Raw genomic sequence first — 25822 nt, forward strand, 5'->3', positions numbered from 1 at the left:
CTGCGGTCAGCGTCGTCTTACCATGGTCAACGTGGCCAATCGTGCCGATGTTGACGTGCGGTTTTGTACGCTCAAACTTTTCCTTTGCCATTCCTCAGGCGCCCTTTTGCGATTTGGGGGACCCTTGGTCCCGTGGTTACATCTGCGCGCGCGAGATATTTGGTTCGCAGGGGAAAATCAAGCACATCCTGCGTTAAAAGCAGGTTAAGACGCCGGATTTTGCAGAACCTCGGAGGAATCGAGAGGTTGTATCAGGTCAGGGCGGCGTTGGAACCAGCCGTTCTCGTCATGTTCTTCGGCCAACCACTCTTCGACTCGGTCCGCAACCTTCAGGGCCAGACCGCTCATTTGCTCTTCTTTGGTCCGCGTATTTCCCGACCCTGTCAGGGCACTTTCACCGGTTGTATCTTCCAGAACCTGAAACTGTTTTCCCTTAGCCAGGAATTCCTTGTTCTTCACGTCATAGACGTTAACCAGAACAATCGCCGTGCTTTTTGGGTTGTAGATGACCGGAATGCCCGGTGGGGCCAGCATGTACCCTTCGAGACTGATACCGATATCGTATTCCTGAGCGCCCTCATACCGGCCCAAGCGGACATCCACAGCGTTCTGAATCGCCGCCGTCCATTCATCCGGCGTGGCGTCGCGGGATACCGGACCCTGCACTGCCTTGTCAGCAAACGCATAGTTCACGCGCAGCTTGAATTCCCCCAGCGACTCGGGTTCTTCATATAGCTGCGTCTGCGCACACGCGCCCAGCAGGGTCAATCCGGTAATCAAGGTCAGAATGCGTAACATGATCTCGTCTCGATGGGCCTGTTTTTCTTTGATTTAGCGCACCAACCCAACCTGTGCCAAGCTGGATCGAAAGAATTCAGTTGTTGTGGCCGCGCGATCACGAGAATTTATAGTCGCGCGGGAACCCGTAAGGCGGCTTTTTCCCAACGCTGGCGCGTTTCGCAAGCCATTGGGACATATCGGCCTCGTGCCGTGTTTTGTCGCCACCCATGGACCATTTGAGCCCCTCCTCCCAGTGAAAGGTCGTAAGGTCCGACAGGCCGCCATCCAGCTCAAGCGTTCCCTGCCGTCCGCGCGCCATGTTGTATTTCTGCAGGCGCACGCCTTTGCCACGCCCCATTTCAGGCAGCTCCTCGACAGGAAATACAAGGAACTTGCCGTTCTGGGACACCACAGCCACATGGTCGCCCTGAACCGGCTTACAGATCATCGCGGTTTCGTCGCCTTTGACGTTCAAAACCTGCTTGCCATTGCGGGTCTGGGCCAGAACGTCATCCTCGGGCACCATGAAGCCGTTGCCTGCATCCGAGGCCACCAGCAGCTTGCGCCCCGGCTTGTGGATCATGATGTCGATGATCTGTGCCTCGTTCGGCAGGTCCACCATCAGGCGCAGCGGCTCACCCATGCCGCGTCCGCCGGGCAGGTTGGCTGCGCTGACCGTGTAGAAACGTCCGTTCGATGCAAACACCAGCAGACGGTCGGTGGTTTCGGCATGGAAGATAAAACGCGGACCGTCGCCATCCTTGAACTTGAGCTCGCGCTTGAGATCAATGTGACCCGTCATGGCGCGAATCCAACCCATCTGAGAGCAGACGACCGTGATCGGCTCCTTGTCGATCATCGCTTCAAGCGGCACTTCTTCGACATTCCCGGCTTCGGCAAACTGGCTGCGGCGCGCGCCGCCTTCGTAATCTTTGCCGAATGTCTTCTTGGTCTCTTTCAACTGCTCGGCAATCTTGGCCCATTGCAGGGCAGGATCGGCCAGCAGGTCTTCGAGATTGGCGCGTTCCAGCATCAGCTCATCACGCTCGCGCACCAGCTCCACCTCTTCGAGACGGCGCAAGCTGCGCAGGCGCATGTTGAGGATCGCGTCGGCCTGGACTTCGGACAGTTCGCCCTCGCCCGATTTAGGCGAGACATAATCGGACTCATCGGTCGCGCGAACATGGTCGATGCCCCAATCCTCGCGCATCAGCGCGGCTTTGGGGTCTTCATCATAGCGGATGATGTCGATCACACGGTCGAGGTTCAGGAAGGCGACGATGAAGCCCTCCAACACCTCAAGCCGGTGGTCGATCTTCGCCATGCGGTGACGCGAACGGCGCAGCAGAACCTCTTGCCGGTGATCAAGGAAGGCGCGTAGAACTTCCTTCATCGAGCAGACCTTGGGTGTCACTCCGTCGATCAGCACGTTCATGTTCAGGCTGAACCGGATCTCAAGGTCCGAGTTGCGATAGAGCATGCCCATCAGCACCTCGGGGTCCACGTTCTTGGAGCGTGGCTCAAGGATCAGGCGGATGTCATCGGCGGATTCGTCGCGTACATCGGCGAGGATCGGGATTTTCTTGGTCTGGATCAGTTCCGCGATCTTTTCGATCAGCTTGGACTTCTGAACCTGATAGGGAATCTCGGTAACCACGATCTGCCACTGGCCGCGTCCGAGGTCTTCAACCTCGAACTTACAGCGCAGGCGGAACGACCCGCGCCCGGTGCGATAGGCTTGCGCGATATTCTCGGGCGGCTCGACGATCACCCCACCTGTCGGAAAGTCCGGGCCGGGAACGTAGTTCAACAGAGTGTCGTCGCGGGCGTCGGGCGTTTTGATCAGATGCAGACAGGCGTCGCAAAGCTCTGAGATGTTGTGCGGCGGGATATTCGTCGCCATGCCCACCGCAATACCGCTGGCTCCGTTCGCCAGCAGGTTCGGGAACTGCGCGGGCAGCACGACCGGCTCGGTCAGGGTGCCGTCATAGTTGTCGCGGAAATCGACAGCGTCTTCATTCAGACCTTCAAGCAGCGCCTCGGCCACGATGGTCATCCGCGCCTCGGTGTATCGCGAGGCCGCAGGGTTATCGCCGTCGATATTGCCGAAGTTCCCCTGCCCGTCGACCAGCGGATAGCGCACGTTGAAATCCTGCGCCAAACGCGCCATCGCGTCGTAGATCGCTGCGTCGCCATGCGGGTGATAGTTACCCATCACGTCGCCCGAGATTTTGGCTGACTTACGGAATCCTCCCGTCGCGCTGAGTCGCAACTCGCGCATTGCGTACAGAATTCGCCGGTGAACCGGCTTTAGCCCGTCCCGCGCATCGGGCAGTGCCCGGTGCATGATGGTGGATAGCGCATAGGTCAGATAGCGTTCGCCAATCGCGCGGCGCAGCGGTTCAGCTATCTCGCCCCCGGTCTCAGGGGTCTCCATGTTGGGGTCGTCGATCGTGTCGTTCATATATGATGTGATACGACGCAACCGCGCTGCGGTAAAGCAACCAGCACGCATTTTGCTGGGGACAAGTGGCGCTTTATGCAACAGGGGGAGGCAAGCTCAGGATTTCCCCCAATCTTTCGACTCGGCTAAAAGATTATGTTAGGCTTTCACGTATTATACTGCCGTCTATTTCACGTTTTTCTTTTACCGGGGGATGCGCCATGTCGCGCCTTGTTCTTGCTACCTTTGCCGCACTCGGATGGTGTTTCTATGTCATGAGTGACGGTGCCGATTTTGAGCCGCGCGGAGTGCGAACCGCGAAGCCGGAGCGTGTTACCCCCCCTCCGGAGCAGGTTGCCCTGCAACACACTCGTGCCGAACAACTGGTGACGAATGTTGCCGCGCGCACGCCGACGGTGAGCGTAAAGCCTATCCTCACAAAAGAAGACATCGTCGAGATTTTGCCCGAACCGGCCACCCTCGAGTCCTTTTCAAGCCTGTCGGCTTTCGATGATCCAAGCGCAAATATTACCCTAGCCTCGCTTGAGGACGGGCTGACCGGGCTTCGTCAGGTCACCGAACCTGAGCAACAAGCAGAGACGGAATCACTTGCGATTCCGGAACCACAAAAAGACATCCGTGAAATTTCGGGAACACGTGTGAACATGCGCGACGGTCCGGGCACGATCTACCCGATCGTTGGGAAAGTGAGCATTGGCCAGAAGGTCGAAGTCCTAAGCGACTCGGGCACCGGATGGCTGCGGCTGCGCGTGTTGCCCGCGCAACAGGTCGGATGGATATCTGCCTCTCTGGTCAGAAAAATCGCAGAGTGACGCAGTACCAACATTGTCCTGATCCATGCCTCGCCATAGCTTTGGCGCAGGATAAATTTCAGGAAGACCATGCAGAAAACCATTCTTATCACCGGCTGCTCCTCTGGCATCGGACTTGACGCAGCGCACGGGATGCGCGCGCGTGGGTGGCGTGTTTTCGCGTCCTGCCGCCAGCAGCGTGACTGCGACCGGCTGCGCGCGCAGGGCTTTGACAGCCCGCGCATTGACTATACCGACAGCGAAAGCATCACATCCGGCCTCGCGGAAGTGCTGGATGCAACCGGCGGCACGTTGGACGCGGTTTTCAACAACGGCGCACATGGATTGCCGGGGGCGGTTGAAGATTTGCCCACAGACGGTTTGCGCACGATCTTCGAGGCAAACTTTTTCGGCTGGCACGAGCTCACGCGCCAAATCATCCCGATCATGCGCGCGCAGGGCCACGGGCGAATCGTTCAAAACTCGTCGGTTCTGGGCCTTGTCGCTTTTCCGTGGCGGGGCGCTTATGTGGCCACCAAATATGCGGTCGAAGGGCTGACGGACACGCTGCGCCTGGAACTGGCAGGAACGAACATCAAGGCCATCCTGATCGAACCCGGCCCGATCACGTCGAAAATTCGCGAGAATTCGATCCCTTTCTTCGAGCGCTTCATCAACTGGGAAAACTCGGCCCTGCGCGAAAAGTACGAAGCTTCGCTGTTGAAAAGACTGTACGAATCCTCGGGGCCGGACCGGTTCGAGCTGCCTGCGTCGGCGGTAACCGACAAGCTGGCTCATGCTGTGGAATCCAAACGCCCGCGCGCCCGGTATTATGTCACCACGCCGACTTATATCGCTGGATACCTGCGCCGGTTCCTTCCCACGCGCACAATCGACCGTATTTTATCGGACGTCTGAGGCGAAATTACCCGTTCGCTTTTTGAACGTCCAAGGCTAGATGATAGCCCAACGAAACAAGTAACGCGGACGGTGTACTCATGGACCTACTGATGGTCGTCCTACTGTTGGCAATGGCTGCTGTCGTCGTCGTGCTGGCGATCGGCATCTCGAATTTCGGCAAAAGCGGCAAGGCAGCCGCGATGAAAAGCAACAAGATGATGCGCCTGCGCATCCTGTTTCAATTCATTGCTGTAATACTGATCGTGCTCTACGTCTGGCTGCGCGGACAAGGAGTTCAATAGATGGTCGTTCTCAATAAAATCTACACACGCACCGGCGATGACGGCAAAACCGCGCTGGGTAACGGCGAACGTGTCGCAAAATATTCGGGGCGCGTGGCCGCCTATGGCACCGTGGATGAACTGAATTCCTTTGTCGGCGTTGCCCGCACCGAGGCCGAAGGCGAGGTTGAGGCCGCGCTGTCGCGCATCCAGAACGACCTGTTCGATCTGGGGGCTGATTTTTGCCGCCCCGACATGGAAAAAGACGCCGAGGCCGACTATCCCCCGCTTCGGATCGTACCAGCCCAGATCGACAGGCTGGAGGCCGAGATAGACGCGATGAACGAAACGCTGGAGCCGTTGCGCAGCTTCATCCTGCCGGGCGGGTCTCGTTTGGCGGCTCATCTGCATGTCTGCCGCACAGTGTCACGCCGCGCCGAACGGCTGGCCGTCGAGTTGACGAACATGGAGCCGGTGAACGAGGTGGCTGTTAAATACCTTAACCGTCTCAGCGACTGGTTCTTTGTGGCGGCCAGATGCGCAAACGAAAACGGCACGTCGGATGTGCTCTGGATTCCCGGCGCGAACCGCTAACTCGTCATTGGGCAAGCAATTTTATTGCGCGCCGTTGCGTCAAAAAACACGAAACGCGACGTCCCAAGACCATGACGTGACGATTTTGCTCTGTTGCCACTCGAATTGAAACGCTATTCAGACCCCCGAGAGCATTGGTGGAGTCGCTTCGCGGCTTACCGGATTTGTAAGGAGAAAGCGCAAAATGAAGGTACTCGTGCCTGTCAAACGCGTGATTGACTATAATGTGAAGGTCCGCGTCAAAGCGGACGGTAGCGGTGTCGATCTCGCCAATGTCAAAATGTCGATGAACCCATTCGACGAAATCGCCGTCGAAGAGGCGATCCGCCTGAAAGAAGCAGGCAAGGCCGACGAAGTCGTCGCCGTGTCGATCGGCGTAAAGCAGGCGCAGGAAACGCTGCGGACCGCTCTGGCCATGGGTGCTGACCGCGCCATTCTGGTTGTTGCAGCCGACGACGTTCATCAGGACATCGAGCCGCTGGCCGTTGCCAAGATCCTCGCCAAAGTGGTCGAGGAAGAGCAGCCCGGTTTGGTTCTGGCGGGTAAGCAGTCGATCGACAACGACATGAACGCCACCGGTCAGATGCTGTCGGCCCTGCTGGGCTGGTCGCAAGGCACCTTCGCGTCGGAAGTCGACATTGAAGGCGACACCGCCAAGATCACCCGCGAGGTGGACGGCGGCCTGCAGACCATCAGCGTCAAGATGCCGACCATCGTGACCGTTGACCTGCGCCTGAACGAGCCGCGCTATGCGTCGCTGCCCAACATCATGAAGGCGAAGAAAAAGCCGCTGGACGAGAAAACCGCCGCCGACTACGGCGTCGACGTCTCGCCCCGTCTGGAAATCGTCAAAACCGAAGAGCCGCCGGCACGTGCCGCTGGTATCGTCGTAGGCTCGGTCGACGAGCTGGTTGCGAAACTCAAAGAAGCGGGGGCTGTGTAATGGCTGTTCTTCTTCTCGCCGAAGTCAACAATGGTGAACTGGCGCTGGACGCCACTGCCAAAGCCGTCAACGCCGCGAAATCGCTGGGTGACGTGACCGTTCTGGCCGCAGGTGGCTCTGCCGCTGCAGCTGGTGAAGCCGCTGCCAAGATCGACGGTGTCGCCAAGGTTCTGGTTGCCGAAGACGAGTCGCTGGGCCACCGCCTGGCGGAATCGACTGCGGCCCTGATCGCAGGCCTGGCCGATGGGTACGAGCATATCGTTGCACCCGCCACCACCGACGCAAAGAACGTGATGCCGCGCGTTGCGGCCCTTCTGGACGTGATGGTGATCTCGGATGCGTCCGGCGTGGTTGATGGCTCGACTTTCGAGCGTCCGATCTATGCGGGCAACGCGATCCAGACCGTAAAGTCGTCTGACGCCAAGAAAGTCGTTACCTTCCGCACCGCGTCCTTCGACGCAGCGGGCGAAGGCGGTTCGGCTGCGGTTGAGACCATTTCGGTCGGCGCAGATGCCGGTCTGTCCTCGTGGGTTGAAGACAAGGTTGCCGAAAGCGACCGCCCCGAGCTGACCTCGGCTGGTGTTGTTGTTTCGGGCGGCCGTGGTGTCGGCTCGGAAGAGGACTTCAAACTGATCGAAACCCTGGCCGACAAGCTGGGCGCTGCTGTTGGCGCATCGCGTGCGGCGGTCGACTCGGGCTATGCCCCGAACGACTGGCAGGTGGGTCAGACCGGTAAGGTTGTTGCCCCGGACCTGTATGTCGCGGTTGGCATCTCGGGTGCGATTCAGCACTTGGCCGGTATGAAAGACTCCAAGGTCATCGTTGCGATCAACAAGGACGAAGAAGCGCCGATCTTCCAGGTTGCCGATTTCGGTCTGGTTGCCGACCTGTTCCAGGCGGTGCCGGAGCTGACCGAGAAGCTGGGCTAAGCCCACGCTTCGCATTGATAGGAAGGCCCGCCAATCGGCGGGCCTTTTTCATTGCAGGTCCCTAACCCTGTTAACAAGCACTTCGGCGATCGCCCTATGTGCGGCCGGCCCAATCATGTGCTCAGCCATCGGCTGCTGCATCGTTCCGAACAACATATCTTCCAGCTCGTCTGACTGACCGGATACGCTGGCGGATAGCTCAACGATCTCAAGACAGCGTGGACGCAGCGCGTCCAGCATTTCGGCTGAGACGGGAACTTCTGCGTCCTGTGCTGGCTCAGATCCGTCGGACTGCCTCAGAACACGCAAGTTCAGAAGAATCACTGGTGTTTTCAGGGATTCCAGCAGATCGCTCAATCGGGCAACCCAGCACTTGCGCAGTTCTTCAGCTACAGCTTCAAAACGCGCGTCCTGCTGCCCTTGAAGCAAAGTCGCAAGATGGTGCACGAAATGGACATCCGCGAAATCGACTTCTGGGTACAACGAGACCAAGTCCTCAGTTGGTGCTAGAAACCGATCGTTCCGCCGCGGATGCACCCTTTAAAAACGATTCGATTGCCCCAGAACATCCGGTGCTTGCAGGACGCACAGGTCCGCATCGTTTAGCACCGATTGTAGCCCCGCATCGCCACACAACGCGTCAACACCGCAAGACAAACTGCCGAGATTCAGGCACCTCCGGTCCAGTTTTCCTTCGAGGATCGCGGGGAAGGGACGCTCGACAAAACGGCCGAATGTTTCGTTTCCGCCCACACACGCCATGTAAGGCGTATCCAAGGATCGCTGCGGCCTGCGAAACCAAAGACGCGACTCGCCGTATTGACAAACGGCATCCTCGGGTCCCCCCGAGCCTGTTTGATGATAGCTCATATCACTCACCCATTTTTCACCCGGGTGCCATCATGCAGCCGCAAATCTTGAGAAATTCCTAATGTGCGCATTTGAAGCAAATCCGCAGTACTTGATACCCTTGCCGCCCGACCCAAACTGTCGATATTGTCGCCCTAACCCGTGGCACAAAGGCACCAGAATATGGATGTAAAATCAGTCGGAGTGATTGGCGCAGGCCAGATGGGGAATGGTATTGCCCATGTCCTCGCGCTGGCGGATTACGACGTTCTGTTGAACGACGTAAATCAGGACGCGCTAGACAGTGCGATGGCGACCATCGAAGGGAACATGGCGCGCCAAGCGTCACGCGGAAAGATTTCTGACGAAGCGATGCGGGCCGCCCTTAACCGTATCCAAACCACACTTGATTTGCCGGCGCTGGGGCAGACAGATTTGGTGATCGAAGCGGCAACAGAACGTGAGGCGATCAAGCAAGCAATTTTTGAAGACCTTCAACCGCATTTGTTGCCCCACACGATTCTGACATCAAACACCTCCTCGATCTCTATTACGCGACTGGCCAGCCGTACTGACCGCCCGGAACGCTTTATGGGCTTCCACTTCATGAACCCGGTGCCGGTCATGCAACTGGTTGAACTGATCCGTGGTATCGCCACCGACGAAGAGACTTTCAGCGCGTGCAGGACCGTCGTGGATCGGCTGGGAAAAACAGCGGCCAGCGCCGAGGACTTCCCGGCCTTTATCGTGAACCGAATCCTGATGCCGATGATCAACGAAGCAGTTTATACCCTGTATGAAGGGGTTGGGAACGTACAGTCCATTGACCAGTCCATGAAGTTAGGTGCCAATCATCCGATGGGCCCGCTGGAACTGGCAGATTTCATCGGCCTGGACACGTGCCTGGCGATCATGAATGTTCTGCATGACGGACTGGCCGACACCAAATACCGCCCCTGCCCTCTGTTGACGAAATACGTCGAGGCCGGATGGTTGGGGCGCAAAACGCAGCGCGGCTTTTATGATTACCGGGGTGATATGCCCGTCCCGACACGGTAAAGGGGGCCAGCCCCCTCGCCCGGATTTTATCCGGGCTCACCCCCGGGATATTTTTAGCCAGATGAAGATACGGATCAGGGCTTGAGCGACTCGCCAAGCCCCAATGTGTGCTTGCGGAGCCAAGCCATGAAGCCGCGCGGGTCACGTTCGAGCAATTGCATGTCTTCGTCTGAAACCGGGTCGCCGATGACTGGGGATTGTGGCTTGTTGCAGGAGCGGACGATCTCGTGCAGCAGAAGCCCCTGACGCAGAATAGCGGACATTTTATTGGCAATCTGGTATGCGCGCGAGTTGCTGCCCGGGAAGAAGATAGGCACAACCCGTGCGCCCGATCGCCGAATCATCTTGGCCGTGAACACATTCCACTCTTGCTCGATCGCGGGGCCAAACCAGTCATCCGACGACATCACGACGCCCGAAGGGAACAGGGCAACCACCCCACCATTTTTAAGATGGTCCATCGCCTTTCCGCGCATTTCGAGCATTTTGGCCTGTGCTTCCGGGTCATGTGGAAAAGGCACGGGAATCATGAACGAGGTCGCGGCTTCATCCAGACCAGTCAAAACCGAGCGCGTCAGGATACGATAATCGCTGCGGACCTGACCGATCAACTCAGCCAAAATCATGCCGTCGACCATGCCATGCGGGTGGTTGGCCACCACGACCACCGGTCCGGTTTTTGGGATACGTGCGATCTGTTCTTCAGGGGTGGTGAGGTCGATACCCATCACCTCGAGCGCGCCGCCCCAGAACCGTTGGCCGCGATAGTATTCGTTCTTTTTCTCGAACTTGTTGACCATACGCAGAATGGTCAGCTTACCCGTACACCATTCAATGGCGCGGATCGCGGTTGCAGTCCAGGCATCGTCGAAAGAGTTTGCGTAGGTCAGGGTTCTACGGTCGTAGACTTCGCCCTGGTCCTCGGCCCCATTCACAACCGGGCCTGTCTTGGTCTCGTGCGTTGTTTCCGCCAAATCCTGGTCTTCCCGTTCTTCTTATCGCGGCAGGTGCGGTCAGAACCCTTCCCCGAACTTGTCGTTCACCAAGGTTTCCAGCGCATCAGCCAACGCCTCAGCATCCGGTCCGGATGTCTCGACGTCAATAGTCGTTCCACGCGATGCTGCCAACATCAAAAGACCCATAATGCTGTCGCCTGACGCAGAAAGCCCGTCTTTTGACACTTCGGCCTGAGCGTCGAACCCTTCGACCACCTCGACCAGCTTTGCCGAGGCACGGGCGTGCAAGCCCTTTTCATTGATTATTTTCAAACTTCGGGTTGTCATTCTTAATCGGTCCGGTCTTCGTCCAGCGTCACATTTTGGGCATTGATGTATTTGCGTCCAGCCTCCATCGCCTGCCTTACAGCGTCTCCGACAGGCAGATGGCGGGATTTGGCCAGTTTAATCAACATAGGCAGATTTGCACCGTAAAGGATACGTCGATCCTGCGGTGCGCAGGCGCGCAGACTCAGATTCGAGGGGCTGCCGCCAAATAGATCCGTGACAACGACGACCCCGTCGCCGACGTCCACAATGTCAGCAGCCGCGCAGATCTCGGCCTGCTTTGCGTCGCGATCATGATCTGCCTCAATCGAGATCGCAACCAAGCCAGATTGTTGTCCGACCACATGCTGCATCGCGGCCAGATATTCCTGAGCCAACCCACCATGTGCTACGAGTACGATCCCGATCAATCCGGCCTCACATTCAACGATCGACGTTCCATTTCGCGGTGCCTAATTGCCACTTGCTGCCCCTCCTCCGCAAGAGCCTTTGCGACGGCTTCGGCGGTGGCAACCGATCTGTGTTGTCCCCCGGTGCAGCCGAAGGCCACGGACAGGTGCGCTTTGCCCTCGGCCCGATAGGCAGGCAGCAAGTGCCTGAGCAAATCAACGACCCGGTCGAAAAACGGCGCATAGTTCGCGTCTGACTGAACATAGCGCGCCACATCCGGGTTTCGACCATCCTCGGCCCTTAGTTCCGGGCGCCAATAGGGGTTGGCCAGGAATCGACAGTCAAAAACCATATCCAGTCCGCGCGGCAGCCCTCTTTTATAAGAGAATGATTCGATCGATACCGCCAGGTGTCGGCCGCTCTGCGGTGCAAACCAGTGTTCGACCTCTTCGCGCAGTTGGTGGACATTCAGCGGACTTGTATCAATCAGCATGTCCGCAAACTCGCGGATCGGTGCCAAAAGTTCCTTTTCTTGACGAACACCTGTCTCGGGACTTGCGTCTGCCGCCACCGGATGACGCCTGCGTGTTTCGGAAAACCGGCGCAGCAGCACCTCGTCACTGCAATCGAGATACAAAGTCGACATGTCGACTTGCTCCATTCGCCGCAGTTTGGCCGCCAGTTCGATGAACCCAATCGTAGAAAATTCACGGTTGCGGGCGTCAATGCCCAGCGCCATTGGCCGGTCGTTTTCCGGCCCTTCCAACAGGTGCAGCAAAAGACCCATGGGAAGGTTGTCAATCGCTTCAAACCCGAGGTCTTCGAGAACCCGAATCGCTGTCGACCGGCCCGCACCCGAAGGCCCGGTCACCAGAACGATACGCCGCTGCTTTGTCATGTGCTGGGCCATTCAGGGTCTACGCGCCCCATTTTCAGTAGTTGCATCAGAGCTGATGCCAAATTGGGGACACCCGCCCCGCGTAGCAAGGGAACAGTTTGCCTCAGGGCGCGAATTTGAACCACTTCGGGCAGGCGCGCGGGTTCTGACTGGTCCAGATCGACCACGTAGCTCAGCTTAACCGGCCCCACGGGTTGCGCCCGCAACAGACCAATGCCGCGCGCCTCAATCAATCCGCGTATGGGCGCAGGGGCGTCGACCAGAACACTCTCGCCTTCCATCCTTAAAACGACCCGATCGTCTGCGACAAGCCCGGCCCCAAGCGCCATCATCTGCAACCCGAGTGCGGACTTACCGGCCCCGGAACGTCCGACAAACAACATCCCCCGCCCTTCGGCGGCGACGCATGTGGCATGGAGAATTGCTGTGTCTTGATCTGCGACGTCTAAGAGGAACTGACCGCTCATGACCTACACAGGCAGGCCCACGACGAAACGGGCACCCAGCGGGTCAGAGGTAATATCCGCTTCGGTGGGGCGGATATTCTCAGCCCAGATAACCCCGCCATGCGCCTCAACGATCTGTTTGGAAATCGCCAGTCCGAGACCGGAATTGTTTCCAAAATGCTCGGGTGGACGCTGCGAATAGAACCTTTTGAAGACCTTGGTCAGCGCCTGCTCGGGAATTCCGGGGCCAGTATCCTCGACAACAATCAAAACACGGTTTTCCCGACGCCGCACCCACACGCGGATAGCGTCACCGTTTTCGCAGAAGGAAATCGCGTTGGTGATCAAGTTGACAAACACCTGCGCCAGACGCGCCTCAAGCCCGTTAATTTCGATTGGTTGCGCCGGCAAGTCAGTGATATATTCGACACCCTTGGCCCTGGCGTCTTCACCTAGATACTGGCTGATATTGCTGAGCAGCTTGAGCAGATCAAACATCTGCTCTTCTTCCTTGACCAACTCGGCATCCAGACGCGATGCATTGGAGATATCGCTGACCAGACGGTCGAGACGGCGCACGTCATGCTCAATAACACTCAGCAGTTTTTCACGCTGATCCTCTCGCTTGACCATGCGCAATGTGCCCACTGCAGATTGCAGGCTGGCCAAGGGGTTCTTGATCTCGTGCGACACGTCAGCGGCAAATTGCTCGTTTGAATCAATACGGTTGTAAAGCGCATTCACCATGCCGCGCAAAGCCCGACTGAGGCGGCCTATCTCATCCGGACGGGCGCTAAGGTCTGGGATGCGGATACGACCCGGATTTACCCCGGCCCCCCGGTCCTTGCCTGTCTCGGCAGCGGCGGCCAAGTCCGCCAAGGGGTTTGCGATCGTAGACGCCAGAACAAGGCTGAGACCGATGGAGACCAGCAATGCGACCACGAACATTTGCAGTATACGCTCCTGCTCGCGACGGGCCAGTGCGTCGATCTCACCGGCAGGACCGGCCATAGCGACCGCCCCGACAGGCTGTCCGTCCTGCACAATGGGTGCGGCAGCTACGATAACGGTTTCACCTGCGCCGTCTTTCACAGCCTGAACCTGCATCTCGCCCTGCAGCGCGCTGGGAACCAAAGACTGCACGCGCTGCGCCAGCGTTGGCGCTTCGTCCAGGTTGGCGTTCGTGAATACCTTGTACAACCCGGTCCACACGGCATTCAGCGCGTCACTGATCAGCGTGCTGCCTGTCTGAACCTCGGCCTCTGATCTGAGAAGGTGGGGCATCTGAACACTGACCGCCCCGCCCCGCGTCCAACCGATCAGAGTACCGGCGGCGTCGTACACAAAAACCTCGCCACCTACGGGAAGGCTTAGCCCCGCAAGCGTGTCCTTTACGTCCAGCTCGGCGCTGCCATTGGAAAGCGCGATAGAGTTTTGCCGCAGTTGAGCTTCAAACACGTTGCTGACAAGCAGGGCGTCCCCGGACAAGTTGCGTGCCGTCTGCTTTACCTTCTCCTCGCGGGAATCATCCAGATACAGCAAGCCGGTCACAAGAATGACCAGAGCCACCAGATTGAAGGTTATGATCTTTCGGGCCAGAGGGGATCCGCGAAGCGAAAACAGGTTCCGGCGGCGGCGCGATGCACGCAGCTCGGCCGAGTCCGGATCCTGCGGGATGACCCAGTCATCGCCCAGAACGACATCTCCATCCCGCAATTCGCTGGCTTGTTCCGTATCGCGCACGTGCCCCAACTACCCTTTCAAAGCAGCTATTTTTATTCTTCGTTATACCTGTAGCCTATCCCGTACAACGTTTCGATGGCCGAAAACTCCGGGTCGGCGGCGCGCATTTTCTTGCGCAGTCGCTTGATGTGGCTATCGATCGTGCGGTCATCCACGTAGACTTGATCGTCATAGGCGACATCCATCAACTGATCGCGGCTTTTGACAAAGCCCGGACGTTGCGCAAGAGCCTGCAAAAGAAGGAACTCGGTCACTGTCAGGGAGACGTCCGCGCCCTTCCAGCTAACAGCGTGGCGCAGGGGGTCCATCCTCAACTCGCCCCGCTCCATAACCTTGGCATCCCCCGAATTGGCAACGGCGACATCACCCGAGGTTGCCTCCTGCCGACGCAGCAATGCGCGGATACGCTCAACCAGAAGACGCTGAGAAAACGGTTTCTTGACGTAGTCATCGGCCCCCATGCGCAGGCCAAGCACTTCGTCGATTTCATCGTCCTTGGAGGTCAGGAAAATCACCGGCATCTGGGTTTTCTGCCGCAGGCGCTGCAACAAATCCATGCCGTCCATCCGGGGCATCTTGATATCCAGAACAGCCATATCCGGCAGTTTCTTGTTAAACGCGTCCAACGCAGCCTGCCCGTCGTTATACGTTTCGACCTCGAAACCTTCGGCTTCGAGAGTCATGGACACGGACGTCAGAATGTTTCTGTCGTCGTCCACCAGTGCAATCTTTGACATCGGGTTTGCCCCTATTCCTGCTCACTCATGCAATATTTCGCTTATTAGTAGGGCATTTTTGTCGTTTTTGTGGCCCCGAATCAATCCGTATCTGCGAATCGTGCGTTTGTTGTCACACAGTTGCAGCAAAAAAGCCGTTAATGTTGCCGGAAAAGCGCCCTGATTTCCGACAGGAAATTTGTGATGGCGCTAAACCTGAAGTTGGTTGCGCTAACTGCGCCAAACCGTCCTGTTCATGCCCCAAACGACCGTGATAAGACCCGGCTGTCCGCCGGAACGATCCGGCAAAATGCCCCAAGAGCGCATTGGGCCTGAAGCCTGCGCGCCGCCACAGGAGAAGACAAACATGACATCTGGACGGGTTAACCCGCAATTCCGCCTCGAAGATCAGGGCATCGAGGGTCTGGGAAATGTCTATTACAACTTCATGGAACCGGCGCTGATCGAAGAAGCGCTGAAGCGGGGCGAAGGCACGCTGGGCAACGGTGGCGCTTTCCTCGTTACCACCGGCAAATTCACCGGCCGGTCACCCAAGGACAAGCACGTTGTCAAAACCGATAGCGTCGCTGAAACCATCTGGTGGGAAAACAACGCCGAGATGAGCCCCGAGGGGTTTGATGCGCTGTACGAAGACATGCTGGCGCATATGAAGGGCCGCGACTATTTCGTGCAGGACCTCGTCGGCGGGGCAGACCCGGCCTACTCGATCAACGTGCGCATGGTCACCGAACTGGCGTGGCACAACCTGTTCATCCGTCACCTGCTGCGCCGCCCGGATCGCGAGGATCTGGACGAGTTCACTGCGGACTTCACCATCATCAACTGCCCCAGCTTCCAGGCCGACCCGAAAAAGCACGGCTGCCGGTCCGAGACCGTGATCGCGCTGAACTTCGACCGCAAGCTGATCCTGATCGGCGGCACCGAATATGCAGGCGAGAACAAGAAATCCGTCTTTACCCTGCTGAACTACATGCTGCCCGAAAAAGGCGTTATGCCGATGCACTGCTCGGCCAACCACGCTGTTGGCAACCCGGTCGATACGGCTGTGTTCTTCGGCTTGTCGGGCACTGGCAAAACCACCCTGTCTGCCGATCCGTCGCGTACACTGATCGGCGACGACGAACACGGCTGGTCAGATCGCGGAACCTTCAACTTCGAGGGCGGTTGTTATGCCAAGACGATCAACCTGAACGCCGAGGCCGAGCCGGAAATCTATGCGACGACCAACAAGTTCGGCACCGTCATCGAGAACATGGTGTTTGACCCCGAAACCAAGGAACTGGATTTCGAGGATGACTCGCTAACCGCGAACATGCGCTGCGCCTATCCGCTGGAGTATATCTCGAACGCGTCCAGCAGCGCGCTGGGTGGTCACCCCAAGAACATCATCATGCTGACCTGTGATGCGTTCGGCGTACTGCCTCCGATCGCGCGACTGACCCCGGCGCAGGCGATGTACCACTTCCTGTCGGGCTTCACCTCCAAGGTTGCGGGCACCGAGCGTGGCATCACCGAGCCGCAACCGACCTTCTCGACCTGTTTCGGCGCGCCGTTCATGCCGCGTCGTCCGGAAGAATACGGCAACCTGCTGCGGGACAAGATCGCCCAGCACGGCGCGACCTGCTGGCTGGTCAACACCGGCTGGACCGGTGGAGCCTACGGCGTTGGCAGCCGGATGCCCATCCGCGCAACTCGCGCTTTGCTGACTGCCGCGCTGGAAGGCTCGCTGCGTGACGCCGAGTTCCGCAAGGACGCCAATTTCGGCTTTGATGTTCCGGTATCCGTACCCGGCGTTGCCGAAGTTCTGCTGGACCCCCGTCGCACTTGGGACGATCAGGCCGCCTTTGACAAACAGGCGGAAAAGCTGGTGCAGATGTTCGCCGAAAACTTTGAACAATACCTGCCGTTTATCGACGAAGACATCAAAGCGGTTGCGATCGGGTAAAAAGACAAGGGGCGACTTTCGCCCCTTTTTTTTGCCTCGGCACATGACCTTCGGGCAATGCGGCCTACGTCCAAGGGCGTATACAAATACGTTGCTCGTTTCCTTGGTTTGCGGTATTCCCCGAGGTCATTGTGACGAAAAAGCCCGGCGCAATTGCACCGGGCATATGGTGAAAAGACCTTTGGGAAGCTCAGGCGCACACTCACACACGCGATTTGAGCAACCTAATCGAATACGAGTGTATGAAACAGGGGATGAGTGTCAATACGAGACGAGCTGAACTCAAATAACTCAGCATGTCTCACCCCGTTGTTCTTGCACGGCGGGCGACACAGGCAAGGACAGGTAAAACCATGACGGAAATCTCGAAACTGACCGAACTGCGCAAACTGATGCAGAGCATGGAACGCACACTGGGGCTGGAACAGCTTTCTCCGGTTGAGCGGGACATCTACTACGCTGCTGAAGAACTGTCGAAAACCGATCAGGAAGTCCGCACATTCGGCCTGATCGAGCACACTCTGGTTCAAAGTGTTTCGCGCCCGACGTTTTTCCGTGCGCTCAAGTCGCTGGTGCAGAAAGGGTATCTTTCGCAAAGCGGCAGCGCGAACCGGGGCCGGTATATCGTTCATGCACCCAGATGATGGCTTTAGCCTGCACGATGGTGGTTGATCGTCGTGCACAAATGCGCCTCTGACACATTCTACGCATCGCTGGCTTATGTCGTTGCATCCTTCCTCACGTTCGAGGTTCTGATGCCGCTGCAGAATGTTTTCTTTCCTGAATATCCCAGCCGGGCCAGCCTTTTGTTTCTGCCGCACGGCGTGCGCGTTCTGGCGGCTTGGCTGCTTGGCTGGCGTTCGATCTACGCGCTACTTCCAGGCGTCTTTATCGTGTTTGCATTTCTGGGTGGCTCTGACGTGTTCCTACCCAGCCGCCTTATGGCCATCGCAATAGCTGTAACCACCGTTCCGGCGGTATTTTACCTTTTGAAGTGGGTGGGCTGGGATTTATTCCCGCGCGCCGACCGCAAACCCTGCTGGTCCTGCATCATGGGCGTCGGCGTCATTACCTCATTCCTCGTTTCGGGCCTGACCAATTTGGCATTCGGCAGCGCGCGAGTGGAATACGTCGCATACCTGATCGGCGATATCTCGGGCCTGTTTTTCCTTATGCTTGGTTTGTATTTCGCGTTTCGCTTTGCCGACACGCGCGGCTAACCGAGAAAACCGCGCCGCAGCAGGTTCAACCCGGCGATCAGCAAGACCAGCAGCGTGACCTTTCGGAACAGCGCCTGATCAATGCGGGACTGTAGCTGCAAACCGATCCACATACCGATAAGGGCAGGCAGAACCAAAGCCGCCGAAAACGGAGCCGTCTGGGAATTGAAGATGCCTGAACCCAGATGTGCGACCAACAAAGCAACAGCACCCAGACTATAGATCACTCCCTGAACCCGCATCTGCACAGCTTTCGGCGTATTCAGCGCGGTCAGGTAAAGAACGGTCGGCGGACCCCAGACGCCGGCCATACCGCCGACAAACCCGGCGATTGACCCAATCCCGACCTCAATCCGGACAGAGGGTTTTTCAAGGGTCAGCTTCAACCCCAAAACCTGAATCAAGGCGAAGAACGTCACCGGAACGCCAATTATCAAAAGAAACGTCCTCGCCGGGACGATGCTGATCAGTTGTGCGCCCAATAGCAGAAAAACCAGCCCAACGCTCAGAAACACCCGAAACTGCCGAACGGCGGAAATGGCTGCGGGCACCCCCTCGCGAAGCCCCTGATATCCATTCGTCACCAGTGTCGGCAAAATCAATCCCGCAATGGCAAGGTCAGGCGGCAGGATCATACTTAGCCCCGACACCAGAATCATCGGCATGGCAAATCCAACCATGCCCTTGACCCAACCGGCCAAGAAAGCGACCCCGAAAGCGAGCATCAGTTCCTGCGAGGAGAGTGCGGAAAACAACGTCATGGTCCCGTGATACCACTCCTGAAATTCTCTGCACTGCAAAAATGGTAGCGCAATTTTTGAACTTTTTCGTAGCGTAATTCGTATTTTTGTTGCGCTGCATGTGCAGCATGGTATGACCGTACGACCCAGAAAAGGACGTGATTCATGGCCCATGACGGACAGGATATGACCCAGATGACGACATCCGCGATTTTGCCCGACCTACTGACTCTGACCCGCGCAGCCGTTCCTGCTGTCGAAGCAGTATTTGAACGCGCGCGCGAGTCGGTCCGGGCGATGGTAACCGAAAATGATCGTGTCTCTGGCGCGTTGATCGAAGCGAACCAGACCGCGGCACATGGGCTGGCTTGGCTGGCGACTTACCAGCAGTCCCTGCAACAGATGCAACGCTGGGCCGAGGCGCTGGACGCTGATGGCAAGTTTGGCGAAATCGAACAATTGCTGCATCAGATCGCCTTTGGCGAATACCTGCATCAGGTCGCCGGTGGCATTCCGATGAACCAGGGTGAGGTCATTCGCCTGCAGGATATGGGTTTGGGCTGGGACGCGCTGTCTGGCTTCCAATCAACTGAAATCCAGACCCTGATGGCGCAGGCCAATTCTCAGGCCGCCCGCATCCGTCTGGTTGAACTGATGGAAGATCAGGCCGGTGCCACGATGTTCGGCGCGTCCGGTCTGGACGAAGAACTCGAAATGATCCGCGACCAGTTCCGCCGCTATGCGCAGGAAAAGGTGGAACCCAACGCCCATGACTGGCACCTGAAGGATGAATTGATCCCGATCGAGATCATCGAAGAACTGGCCGAAATGGGCGTCTTTGGTCTGACCATCCCCGAAGAATTCGGCGGGTTCGGCCTGTCCAAAGCCTCGATGTGCGTGGTGTCCGAGGAACTGTCGCGCGGCTATATTGGTGTTGGTTCGCTGGGCACCCGCTCCGAGATTGCCGCCGAGCTGATCATCGCGGGGGGCACCGACGAACAGAAGGCGCAATGGCTGCCCAAGATCGCCAGCGCCGAGATCCTGCCGACCGCTGTTTTCACCGAACCCAACACCGGATCGGACCTTGGCAGCCTGCGCACCCGGGCAACCAAGACCGAGGATGGCAATTACGAGATCACCGGAAACAAGACATGGATCACCCATGCCGCGCGCACCCATGTGATGACCCTGCTGGCCCGTACCAACCCTGACACCACCGACCACCGTGGCCTGTCGATGTTCCTGGCCGAAAAGACGCCGGGCACCGATGAGAACCCCTTCCCCACCGAGGGCATGACCGGCGGTGAGATCGAGGTTCTGGGCTATCGCGGCATGAAAGAATACGAGCTGGGTTTTGATGGCTTCAAAGTCAAAGGTGAAAACCTGCTGGGCGGCGAAGAAGGCAAAGGCTTCAAACAGTTGATGGAGACATTTGAGTCCGCCCGCATCCAGACCGCAGCCCGCGCCATCGGCGTGGCGCAATGTGCGCTGGATATTGCCATGCAATACGCGCAAGAGCGTAAACAGTTCGGCAAATCTCTGATCAACTTCCCGCGCGTCTCGGGCAAGCTGGCGATGATGGCGGTCGAAATCATGATCGCGCGTCAGCTGACCTATTTCAGCGCGTGGGAGAAAGACCACGGCCAACGCTGCGATCTTGAGGCTGGCATGGCCAAGCTGTTGGGTGCCCGTGTTGCGTGGGCAGCAGCCGACAACGGTTTGCAGATTCATGGCGGCAACGGTTTTGCGCTGGAATACAAGATCAGCCGCGTTCTGTGTGATGCACGTATTCTAAACATTTTTGAGGGGGCCGCCGAAATTCAGGCACAAGTTATCGCTCGACGTCTGTTGAGCTGACTTTTTCGGCAACCCTGTTTCCCCAACTTGACCCGGCGCTCGCGCCGGGTCTTTTTCTATTCTGCAACGTTTGGACTCAATCTGGCCTCTTGCTCAGTTCGTCCTATGAATTCATTTTAAACGACGCTAGAGCAGCCAAAGAGTTCAGACAGTCCCAAATGCGAAAATCAGAATGATCCGATCTTTACTGGCACTCTGTGCGATCTTCTTGGCGCTTGCGCTTGGCGGCTGCTCAACCTCTCAACCCAGCGCCAGTCAGAGCGACATCGACGCGCTTACCGTTGCCATCAAAGAGCTTGACCCAAGCATCGATCCGAACGAAGCGCAAAGGGCCGCAGCTATTTCATATTCCTATTCCCAGCAACTGGCGCGGGACTGGAATGTCACTGATGCGGCTATCATTCACAATGCCAAGGTCATTAACGGATTTCGGGAACGCGGATTGTGTAACGACTGGGCCGAAGCCATGTCTGCACGCCTTCGGCAAGAAAACTTTCGCACGTTGGACGTGCATTGGGCCACATCGCCGCCCACGCAGTTTCGTATCATCCACCACTCGGCCCTGATCAGCGCCAAGGGTGCTTCGATGTATGACGGAGTCATTCTAGACCCCTGGCGGAACAGTGGCGCGCTGTTCTGGGCCCCTGTCCGCGAAGACACACGGTATAACTGGCGACCTCGGAGCGAGGTTCGCGAAGAGCTGTTGAACGGCTCAATACCGTATTGATAAGGATACCGGCATGATACGCCTTGCCTTCGCCTTTCCCCTTCTTGCGTTATTTCAATGCGACAAGGACGAAACGGTGGCCGCTTATGGCGCGGCGGATCAGATTTGGGTGCTGCAGGAAATCGATGGTGAACGCTTTCCAGCAAGTGCCCTGCTGAGGTTCCCCGAAGAAGGCAAGATCGCAGGCAATGCCCCCTGCAACAGCTACAGCGGCACGCTGAACGCGCCCTATCCCTGGTTTGAGATCACCGACCTGACAGCCACACGCGCGGCCTGTGCCGGGCTTGAGGCAGAAGGCTTCTACTTTGCGGCCCTGCTGGCCATGACCCAGTCTGAAGTGTCCGGGGATGTCCTGATCCTGCGCAATGACGACGGACATGAAATGGTGTTCAAAGCCGCCGAGTAAACTGATCCACGAAACGGGCCCGCGCCTCGGGCAGAGGGTTGTGACCGAGCGACGGGGCCAGATGATGCTCCAGAAAGTAACCCGTTGTCCGCAGCCCCTGCGCGATCTCTGTATCCGGGGCGGTTCCTTCTCCCTTCAAACAAGGCGGCAATGGCAGCAGCCGGTCGGCCCATTCCCCTGCGCCCTGCTCACTGACTGCACGACCGGTTTTCGGAGAGACAAAGATCAAACCCTCAGTCGCGCCTGTTACAGCACAGGCTGAAAAGTCGAGGCCGAAACCCAACTCCTCAAGCAACGCCAGTTCCCACCGCAGATAGGCCAGTGGCCAAATCTCATCTTGGCCCAGCAGGTCCATCAACTGTTCCGTTTGCTTGTAGACCCCCGGATGCGGTTCGCGCTCGGGCAGGCTGAAGGACAGCAACGCCACCACCGCGTTCAGACCCGACAACGCGAGCCGACCAGAGAACGCCGCCGCCGCGCGGGACCGCAAGGGTTCGACCTGAAACGTGCCAAGATGTTCCTCTAGCCGGGCCCGCCAGAGTACATCCACCTGTGCCCCCGGTTGCAGGATCGGAGATATTTTGCGGCTGGCCCCACCCCGAACAACCCCGGCGTGACGACCGTGGGCCTCGGTAAAGACCTCGATGATCGCTGAGGTCTCGCCATGTCTGCGAGACGTCAGAAGGATGCCATGATCGCGCCAGTCCAAGTTTTGATCCTGTGGAAGATTGTGCTGGGCGCAGCAAATCCCAACCCAGCGCAGTGTGCAAGGGTATCAGACACGGGCACCAGTTTTGCACCTGAGTTTGTCGATGCGAGGGGCACAAACTGCGTCGCGCTCTGCCGGATCATCACTCCAGCCCGTCCTCACCCAAAAGATGCCGCCCTTGCCGGTCTTCGACTTCGATCACCCAAAGGTCGGGATCAAAACTGCGTTGGCGCTGAATGGTATTGTCCACGTCTGCTTCTTCACCGCTGGACAGCTCCACCCATTTGCGCTCACCGCTCATCAGGTCAAAGCTGCGTTGAAAGGCCACCGCCTGACCATCCAGCGTGTTCATTTTGACCAACACAGCGCCCGCCGTATCGTCGCCATGCGCCACGACAAAAGCCGGGATATCCTGAAGCCTCAGCCGCGCGATATAGGCGTGAACCCAGAAATCTGCGGTCAGACGGGTCATGCGTTTCCGTCTTTGAAATCCAGTCCCATTTCCGAATACCGCTCGGACTCTTCCAGCCAGTTCGGACGGACTTTCACTTGCAGGAACAGGTGGATTTTCCGGTCAAGGAACTCTTCCAGTTCGGCGCGCGCCGCTTGGCTAACGGCTTTGATCGTCTCGCCGCGTTTGCCCAGAACGATCCCCTTGTGGCCGTCGCGCATGACATAGATGACCTGATCAATCTTGGCCGAACCATCCTTGCGCTCTTCCCAGTTCTCGGTCTCGACAGTCAGTTGGTAGGGCAGTTCCTGATGCAACCGCAGGGTCAGTTTCTCGCGGGTCATCTCGGCCGCAATCATCCGCAGCGGCAGATCGGCAATCTGGTCTTCGGGATAGAGCCACGGGCCTTCGGGCAACTCAGCCGCCAGCCACTTTCGCAGGTCATCGACGCCAAAGCCTTTCTCAGCCGAGATCATGAAAGTTTCGGCGAAGGGGTAGCGCGCGTTCAGGTCACTGGTCAGCGCCAGCAGCTTTTCACTGGGCACCTTGTCGATCTTGTTGATGGCCAGTGCGATGGTGCGCCCCTGCCCGATCTCCTCCAACCCCTCAAGGATACGCTCGACCCCTTCGGTGATGCCTCGGTGCGCTTCGACCATCAGAACGACAACATCAGCATCCGCGGCCCCACCCCACGCGGCGGCGACCATGGCGCGGTCCAGACGGCGGCGCGGTTTGAACAGGCCGGGCGTGTCCACAAATACAAGCTGCGCGTCCCCTTCCATCGCGACGCCACGAATACGGGCCCGCGTCGTCTGAACCTTGTGCGTCACGATCGAGACCTTGGCCCCGACCATCCGGTTCAGAAGGGTGGATTTGCCTGCGTTGGGCTCTCCGATCAGGGCGATAAATCCGGCGCGTGTGGTCATGTGTCCTGCGATCCTGTTTGCAAGTGCGCACCCCTATATCAGAAAGACCCAATGGGCCAGAGGGATTTGTTGACAGTCCGACATGTCCCGCTCTGGAGGGACAAGGCCCTTGCCGGGGGAAGAAAAACAATAAAGCACCAACGACATGCGCCAGAGTTCTGCTAGGCTAGGGTTAGGATTTCGGACAAAAAACGTGTTTACCACCATCTGCAGCAACATCCCCGGACCAACCAGAATGATCGCAGGAATGTGCGGCCTGCTGTCATGCGCCCTGCTTGCGACAACGGGTCCGACGCAGGCCGAGAACATGGACCTCCGAATAACCGAAACCATCCCGGTCAAGGAAAAGGCACTGCCTTACACGTTGTATCTGACGCTAAAAGACACAGGACCAACCCGATTGGGCATGGCCGCGTTTCTGGATCTGCGTTCATTTCAAAAACACGCACCCTGGATATTTTCGGGGGTGCTGCAAGATACCTGCCAACGCAAGTTCTCGCTTGCTGTTTCTGATGTTCAGGCTGATGCGGAAACGCTTGTCGCAAAGGGGCAGGTCCAGGCCAAGTTCTATGCCTGCGACACCGATGATCCCGAAACTCATTACCGGGGGATCTTACTGTTCGGGCAAAATGTGGATGTCATCGTGAAGGCCGCGGCAGAGGTGGAACAGAACTGTTTGCATGTGCGTCTGAGGGATATTGATCTGGAACTGCAAGGGGTCGTAGGAACCCTGTCGGATTTGATTGGCCTGACCGACAAAGCGCGTGAAGTGATCCTTGCAAAAGGCACCGAAGTTCTGGCCGAAAACCCCGTATGCCCCGAATTGCCAAGCGAATTGGCAGGGTTGAAGCCACAGTTCACATCCGGCGGAATTCGAGAGATCGGCACCGGCGGCGTAGGAGCGACGCTGAGCGGGTCGGTCGATACCAGTGCGGAAACGTTGTTGGATCTGATTGCTGTACTACAGGAAACGCAAGGCGTCGGGGTTGTGAAATGAAGGTGCTGATCCCGCTTGCCTGTGGCCTGTGCCTGACCTCGTATCCAGCATTGGCTCGCGAGGTAAAACTCGAATTCAATCAAACCCTTGCAGCCGAAGGGGTGGAATTTCCCTATCGCCTGTCCATGACGCTGTCAGATGTTGCGCCAACACGTATCGGCGTTGAGGCCATTTTAGACTTGCGTGAGGCACAGGAAGCACTTTCCAAAATGGCAAACGACACCGAACTTGCAAACCTATGCAATGCTCAGGTGACGCTTGAAACCCTCAGCACGGCCGCGCAAGGAAATGAAATCGCGGTTCAGGGTCGCTTTGCAATGGAGGCGTTCAAATGCGATCGCAAGGCTGGCCAGTCTCCTCAACGTCTTGAAAGTATCGCAGCCAATACCATCACGTTCACGGCGGCGGCTTCGGTGCAGGTCCAAGACCAATGCGTGTACTTTGAATTGGGCGGGATGGACCTGACACTGGCTGAACCGATCCCGGACACAGAGACACAAGCGCAATTCCTAAGCGAGGCCCAAGCCATATTTCAGAAGGCCAGTAATGCTGTTCTACAGCGCAATCCAGTCTGCCCGACCCTGCCGCCAGAATTGTCTTCGATTGATCCCCGCTTTACCTCGGGCGGCACGGTAGAAATCAGCAATGGTGGGATCGGTGTCGCGCTAAAGGGGTCATTCGACGTCAGCCCCGGGACTATTCTGGATGTGCTTAACGTGTTGCAACAGCAAGGGGTACTGCCTGCGGCTCGCTGATC

General features: G+C 57.7%; 29 protein-coding genes and 1 pseudogene. 15 read left to right on the forward strand and 15 right to left on the reverse strand.

Going from position 1 to position 25822, the window contains the following annotated elements; all coding sequences use genetic code 11:
• The 3 genes from ACR0KS_RS18185 to parC form a co-directional block, all read right to left on the reverse strand.
• Nucleotides 1–91, reverse strand: a 91-nt coding sequence (locus ACR0KS_RS18185) for a GTP-binding protein (RefSeq protein ID WP_215675807.1), incomplete at its 3' end; no start/stop codon positions are given.
• 113 nt (nucleotides 92–204) lie between these two features.
• Nucleotides 205–798 (reverse strand): hypothetical protein, encoded by a 594-nt coding sequence (locus ACR0KS_RS18190; protein WP_170485935.1) that lies wholly within the window; start codon nucleotides 796–798, stop codon nucleotides 205–207.
• A 97-nt stretch (nucleotides 799–895) separates the two neighbouring features.
• Nucleotides 896–3244, reverse strand: a complete 2349-nt coding sequence (gene parC / locus ACR0KS_RS18195) for a DNA topoisomerase IV subunit A (protein ID WP_170567718.1) — start codon at nucleotides 3242–3244, stop codon at nucleotides 896–898.
• Nucleotides 3245–3444: 200 nt separating this feature from the next.
• On the opposite strand from parC, the gene ACR0KS_RS18200 reads away from it, so the two are divergent.
• The 6 genes from ACR0KS_RS18200 to ACR0KS_RS18225 all read left to right on the forward strand — a co-directional run bounded on the left by ACR0KS_RS18200 (nucleotide 3445) and on the right by ACR0KS_RS18225 (nucleotide 7682).
• Nucleotides 3445–4056 carry an SH3 domain-containing protein gene (locus ACR0KS_RS18200; protein ID WP_480693291.1) on the forward strand — a complete coding sequence of 204 codons (612 nt, stop codon included), beginning with the start codon at nucleotides 3445–3447 and terminating at the stop codon, nucleotides 4054–4056.
• A gap of 69 nt (nucleotides 4057–4125) precedes the next feature.
• Nucleotides 4126–4953 (forward strand): SDR family NAD(P)-dependent oxidoreductase, encoded by an 828-nt coding sequence (locus ACR0KS_RS18205; protein ID WP_170485937.1) that lies wholly within the window; start codon nucleotides 4126–4128, stop codon nucleotides 4951–4953.
• An 80-nt stretch (nucleotides 4954–5033) separates the two neighbouring features.
• Complete coding sequence (locus ACR0KS_RS18210; RefSeq protein ID WP_170388302.1) at nucleotides 5034–5237, forward strand: twin transmembrane helix small protein; 204 nt, start codon at nucleotides 5034–5036, stop codon at nucleotides 5235–5237.
• A complete protein-coding gene (locus tag ACR0KS_RS18215; protein ID WP_170567720.1) occupies nucleotides 5238–5810 on the forward strand; it encodes a cob(I)yrinic acid a,c-diamide adenosyltransferase in 573 nt (190 codons plus the stop codon). It begins immediately after the preceding gene.
• A gap of 184 nt (nucleotides 5811–5994) precedes the next feature.
• On the forward strand, nucleotides 5995–6753 hold the full coding sequence (locus ACR0KS_RS18220; protein ID WP_170388298.1) for an electron transfer flavoprotein subunit beta/FixA family protein: 759 nt from the start codon (nucleotides 5995–5997) through the stop codon (nucleotides 6751–6753).
• Complete coding sequence (locus tag ACR0KS_RS18225) at nucleotides 6753–7682, forward strand: electron transfer flavoprotein subunit alpha/FixB family protein (protein WP_170413959.1); 930 nt, start codon at nucleotides 6753–6755, stop codon at nucleotides 7680–7682. Before ACR0KS_RS18220 ends, ACR0KS_RS18225 begins: the two co-directional genes overlap by 1 nt.
• A gap of 48 nt (nucleotides 7683–7730) precedes the next feature.
• On the opposite strand, the pseudogene ACR0KS_RS18230 reads toward ACR0KS_RS18225, so the two are convergent.
• Nucleotides 7731–8552: pseudogene (locus ACR0KS_RS18230) on the reverse strand (DUF6473 family protein).
• 162 nt (nucleotides 8553–8714) lie between these two features.
• Here ACR0KS_RS18230 and ACR0KS_RS18235 point away from each other — a divergent pair.
• Nucleotides 8715–9590, forward strand: a complete 876-nt coding sequence (locus ACR0KS_RS18235) for a 3-hydroxybutyryl-CoA dehydrogenase (RefSeq protein WP_170567722.1) — start codon at nucleotides 8715–8717, stop codon at nucleotides 9588–9590.
• A gap of 74 nt (nucleotides 9591–9664) precedes the next feature.
• Here the strand turns inward: ACR0KS_RS18235 and ACR0KS_RS18240 are convergent, their stop codons facing one another.
• Genes ACR0KS_RS18240 through ACR0KS_RS18270 form a run of 7 tightly spaced genes read right to left on the reverse strand, consistent with a single transcriptional unit; the run spans nucleotide 9665 to nucleotide 15087 of the window.
• Nucleotides 9665–10564 carry a lysophospholipid acyltransferase family protein gene (locus ACR0KS_RS18240; RefSeq protein WP_170485942.1) on the reverse strand — a complete coding sequence of 300 codons (900 nt, stop codon included), beginning with the start codon at nucleotides 10562–10564 and terminating at the stop codon, nucleotides 9665–9667.
• A gap of 39 nt (nucleotides 10565–10603) precedes the next feature.
• Nucleotides 10604–10873, reverse strand: a complete 270-nt coding sequence (locus ACR0KS_RS18245) for an HPr family phosphocarrier protein (protein WP_170485943.1) — start codon at nucleotides 10871–10873, stop codon at nucleotides 10604–10606.
• Between the two features lie 2 nt (nucleotides 10874–10875).
• Nucleotides 10876–11283, reverse strand: a complete 408-nt coding sequence (locus ACR0KS_RS18250) for a PTS sugar transporter subunit IIA domain-containing protein (protein WP_170567724.1) — start codon at nucleotides 11281–11283, stop codon at nucleotides 10876–10878.
• Complete coding sequence (rapZ, locus tag ACR0KS_RS18255; RefSeq protein ID WP_170567726.1) at nucleotides 11280–12161, reverse strand: RNase adapter RapZ; 882 nt, start codon at nucleotides 12159–12161, stop codon at nucleotides 11280–11282. The genes ACR0KS_RS18250 and rapZ overlap by 4 nt, the downstream gene beginning before the upstream one ends.
• Entirely contained in the window at nucleotides 12158–12628 is a 471-nt protein-coding gene (locus tag ACR0KS_RS18260; protein ID WP_170567728.1) for a serine kinase, read from the reverse strand. Before ACR0KS_RS18260 ends, rapZ begins: the two co-directional genes overlap by 4 nt.
• A gap of 3 nt (nucleotides 12629–12631) precedes the next feature.
• Entirely contained in the window at nucleotides 12632–14350 is a 1719-nt protein-coding gene (locus ACR0KS_RS18265; RefSeq protein ID WP_170567730.1) for a sensor histidine kinase, read from the reverse strand.
• Nucleotides 14351–14382: 32 nt separating this feature from the next.
• The gene (locus ACR0KS_RS18270; RefSeq protein WP_170388274.1) at nucleotides 14383–15087 is read right to left on the reverse strand and encodes a response regulator transcription factor; all 705 of its coding nucleotides are present in this window, start codon (nucleotides 15085–15087) and stop codon (nucleotides 14383–14385) included.
• Between the two features lie 346 nt (nucleotides 15088–15433).
• On the opposite strand from ACR0KS_RS18270, the gene ACR0KS_RS18275 reads away from it, so the two are divergent.
• The 3 genes from ACR0KS_RS18275 to ACR0KS_RS18285 all read left to right on the forward strand — a co-directional run bounded on the left by ACR0KS_RS18275 (nucleotide 15434) and on the right by ACR0KS_RS18285 (nucleotide 18252).
• Nucleotides 15434–17032 carry a phosphoenolpyruvate carboxykinase gene (locus tag ACR0KS_RS18275; RefSeq protein WP_170388272.1) on the forward strand — a complete coding sequence of 533 codons (1599 nt, stop codon included), beginning with the start codon at nucleotides 15434–15436 and terminating at the stop codon, nucleotides 17030–17032.
• 353 nt (nucleotides 17033–17385) lie between these two features.
• A complete protein-coding gene (locus ACR0KS_RS18280; protein WP_170388330.1) occupies nucleotides 17386–17676 on the forward strand; it encodes a hypothetical protein in 291 nt (96 codons plus the stop codon).
• A gap of 33 nt (nucleotides 17677–17709) precedes the next feature.
• Nucleotides 17710–18252 carry a hypothetical protein gene (locus ACR0KS_RS18285; RefSeq protein ID WP_480693300.1) on the forward strand — a complete coding sequence of 181 codons (543 nt, stop codon included), beginning with the start codon at nucleotides 17710–17712 and terminating at the stop codon, nucleotides 18250–18252.
• Here ACR0KS_RS18285 and ACR0KS_RS18290 read toward each other — a convergent pair.
• Complete coding sequence (locus ACR0KS_RS18290) at nucleotides 18249–19013, reverse strand: sulfite exporter TauE/SafE family protein (RefSeq protein ID WP_170567731.1); 765 nt, start codon at nucleotides 19011–19013, stop codon at nucleotides 18249–18251. The two genes, ACR0KS_RS18285 and ACR0KS_RS18290, sit on opposite strands and share 4 nt — an antisense overlap.
• A gap of 144 nt (nucleotides 19014–19157) precedes the next feature.
• Between ACR0KS_RS18290 and ACR0KS_RS18295 the strand changes: the two genes are divergently transcribed.
• The 3 genes from ACR0KS_RS18295 (at nucleotide 19158) to ACR0KS_RS18305 (ending at nucleotide 21982) form a co-directional block, all read left to right on the forward strand.
• On the forward strand, nucleotides 19158–20849 hold the full coding sequence (locus ACR0KS_RS18295; RefSeq protein WP_170567734.1) for an acyl-CoA dehydrogenase family protein: 1692 nt from the start codon (nucleotides 19158–19160) through the stop codon (nucleotides 20847–20849).
• Nucleotides 20850–21021: 172 nt separating this feature from the next.
• Entirely contained in the window at nucleotides 21022–21576 is a 555-nt protein-coding gene (locus ACR0KS_RS18300) for a hypothetical protein (protein ID WP_480693292.1), read from the forward strand.
• A gap of 13 nt (nucleotides 21577–21589) precedes the next feature.
• Nucleotides 21590–21982: an META domain-containing protein gene (locus ACR0KS_RS18305; RefSeq protein ID WP_170567736.1), complete on the forward strand. Its 393-nt coding sequence runs from the start codon at nucleotides 21590–21592 to the stop codon at nucleotides 21980–21982.
• On the opposite strand, the gene recO is transcribed toward ACR0KS_RS18305, so the two are convergent.
• The 3 genes from recO to era all read right to left on the reverse strand — a co-directional run bounded on the left by recO (nucleotide 21966) and on the right by era (nucleotide 24068).
• Nucleotides 21966–22691, reverse strand: a complete 726-nt coding sequence (gene recO, locus ACR0KS_RS18310) for a DNA repair protein RecO (RefSeq protein ID WP_170567737.1) — start codon at nucleotides 22689–22691, stop codon at nucleotides 21966–21968. The genes ACR0KS_RS18305 and recO overlap by 17 nt on opposite strands.
• A gap of 142 nt (nucleotides 22692–22833) precedes the next feature.
• Complete coding sequence (locus ACR0KS_RS18315) at nucleotides 22834–23163, reverse strand: DUF1491 family protein (protein WP_170388260.1); 330 nt, start codon at nucleotides 23161–23163, stop codon at nucleotides 22834–22836.
• Nucleotides 23160–24068, reverse strand: coding sequence for a GTPase Era (era, locus tag ACR0KS_RS18320; RefSeq protein WP_170388257.1), 909 nt, complete (start codon nucleotides 24066–24068; stop codon nucleotides 23160–23162). The genes ACR0KS_RS18315 and era overlap by 4 nt, the downstream gene beginning before the upstream one ends.
• A 235-nt stretch (nucleotides 24069–24303) precedes the next feature.
• On the opposite strand from era, the gene ACR0KS_RS18325 reads away from it, so the two are divergent.
• Nucleotides 24304–25065 carry a hypothetical protein gene (locus ACR0KS_RS18325; RefSeq protein ID WP_170567739.1) on the forward strand — a complete coding sequence of 254 codons (762 nt, stop codon included), beginning with the start codon at nucleotides 24304–24306 and terminating at the stop codon, nucleotides 25063–25065.
• Entirely contained in the window at nucleotides 25062–25820 is a 759-nt protein-coding gene (locus tag ACR0KS_RS18330; RefSeq protein WP_170567741.1) for a hypothetical protein, read from the forward strand. The genes ACR0KS_RS18325 and ACR0KS_RS18330 overlap by 4 nt, the downstream gene beginning before the upstream one ends.
• Nucleotides 25821–25822: the final 2 nt, after the last annotated feature.

This window comes from Ruegeria sp. BC7, from assembly GCF_056539165.1.

What these genes read in the sequence shown, in the direction of transcription:
- ACR0KS_RS18190 (WP_170485935.1), bottom strand. Translation starts at nt 798, where the DNA reads ATGTTACGCATTCTGACCTTGATTACCGGATTGACCCTGCTGGGCGCG.
- parC (WP_170567718.1), bottom strand. Translation starts at nt 3,244, where the DNA reads ATGAACGACACGATCGACGACCCCAACATGGAGACCCCTGAGACCGGG.
- ACR0KS_RS18200 (WP_480693291.1), top strand. Translation starts at nt 3,445, where the DNA reads ATGTCGCGCCTTGTTCTTGCTACCTTTGCCGCACTCGGATGGTGTTTC.
- ACR0KS_RS18205 (WP_170485937.1), top strand. Translation starts at nt 4,126, where the DNA reads ATGCAGAAAACCATTCTTATCACCGGCTGCTCCTCTGGCATCGGACTT.
- ACR0KS_RS18210 (WP_170388302.1), top strand. Translation starts at nt 5,034, where the DNA reads ATGGACCTACTGATGGTCGTCCTACTGTTGGCAATGGCTGCTGTCGTC.
- ACR0KS_RS18215 (WP_170567720.1), top strand. Translation starts at nt 5,238, where the DNA reads ATGGTCGTTCTCAATAAAATCTACACACGCACCGGCGATGACGGCAAA.
- ACR0KS_RS18220 (WP_170388298.1), top strand. Translation starts at nt 5,995, where the DNA reads ATGAAGGTACTCGTGCCTGTCAAACGCGTGATTGACTATAATGTGAAG.
- ACR0KS_RS18225 (WP_170413959.1), top strand. Translation starts at nt 6,753, where the DNA reads ATGGCTGTTCTTCTTCTCGCCGAAGTCAACAATGGTGAACTGGCGCTG.
- ACR0KS_RS18235 (WP_170567722.1), top strand. Translation starts at nt 8,715, where the DNA reads ATGGATGTAAAATCAGTCGGAGTGATTGGCGCAGGCCAGATGGGGAAT.
- ACR0KS_RS18245 (WP_170485943.1), bottom strand. Translation starts at nt 10,873, where the DNA reads ATGACAACCCGAAGTTTGAAAATAATCAATGAAAAGGGCTTGCACGCC.
- rapZ (WP_170567726.1), bottom strand. Translation starts at nt 12,161, where the DNA reads ATGACAAAGCAGCGGCGTATCGTTCTGGTGACCGGGCCTTCGGGTGCG.
- ACR0KS_RS18260 (WP_170567728.1), bottom strand. Translation starts at nt 12,628, where the DNA reads ATGAGCGGTCAGTTCCTCTTAGACGTCGCAGATCAAGACACAGCAATT.
- ACR0KS_RS18270 (WP_170388274.1), bottom strand. Translation starts at nt 15,087, where the DNA reads ATGTCAAAGATTGCACTGGTGGACGACGACAGAAACATTCTGACGTCC.
- ACR0KS_RS18275 (WP_170388272.1), top strand. Translation starts at nt 15,434, where the DNA reads ATGACATCTGGACGGGTTAACCCGCAATTCCGCCTCGAAGATCAGGGC.
- ACR0KS_RS18280 (WP_170388330.1), top strand. Translation starts at nt 17,386, where the DNA reads ATGACGGAAATCTCGAAACTGACCGAACTGCGCAAACTGATGCAGAGC.
- ACR0KS_RS18290 (WP_170567731.1), bottom strand. Translation starts at nt 19,013, where the DNA reads ATGACGTTGTTTTCCGCACTCTCCTCGCAGGAACTGATGCTCGCTTTC.
- ACR0KS_RS18295 (WP_170567734.1), top strand. Translation starts at nt 19,158, where the DNA reads ATGGCCCATGACGGACAGGATATGACCCAGATGACGACATCCGCGATT.
- ACR0KS_RS18300 (WP_480693292.1), top strand. Translation starts at nt 21,022, where the DNA reads ATGATCCGATCTTTACTGGCACTCTGTGCGATCTTCTTGGCGCTTGCG.
- ACR0KS_RS18305 (WP_170567736.1), top strand. Translation starts at nt 21,590, where the DNA reads ATGATACGCCTTGCCTTCGCCTTTCCCCTTCTTGCGTTATTTCAATGC.
- ACR0KS_RS18315 (WP_170388260.1), bottom strand. Translation starts at nt 23,163, where the DNA reads ATGACCCGTCTGACCGCAGATTTCTGGGTTCACGCCTATATCGCGCGG.
- era (WP_170388257.1), bottom strand. Translation starts at nt 24,068, where the DNA reads ATGACCACACGCGCCGGATTTATCGCCCTGATCGGAGAGCCCAACGCA.
- ACR0KS_RS18325 (WP_170567739.1), top strand. Translation starts at nt 24,304, where the DNA reads ATGATCGCAGGAATGTGCGGCCTGCTGTCATGCGCCCTGCTTGCGACA.
- ACR0KS_RS18330 (WP_170567741.1), top strand. Translation starts at nt 25,062, where the DNA reads ATGAAGGTGCTGATCCCGCTTGCCTGTGGCCTGTGCCTGACCTCGTAT.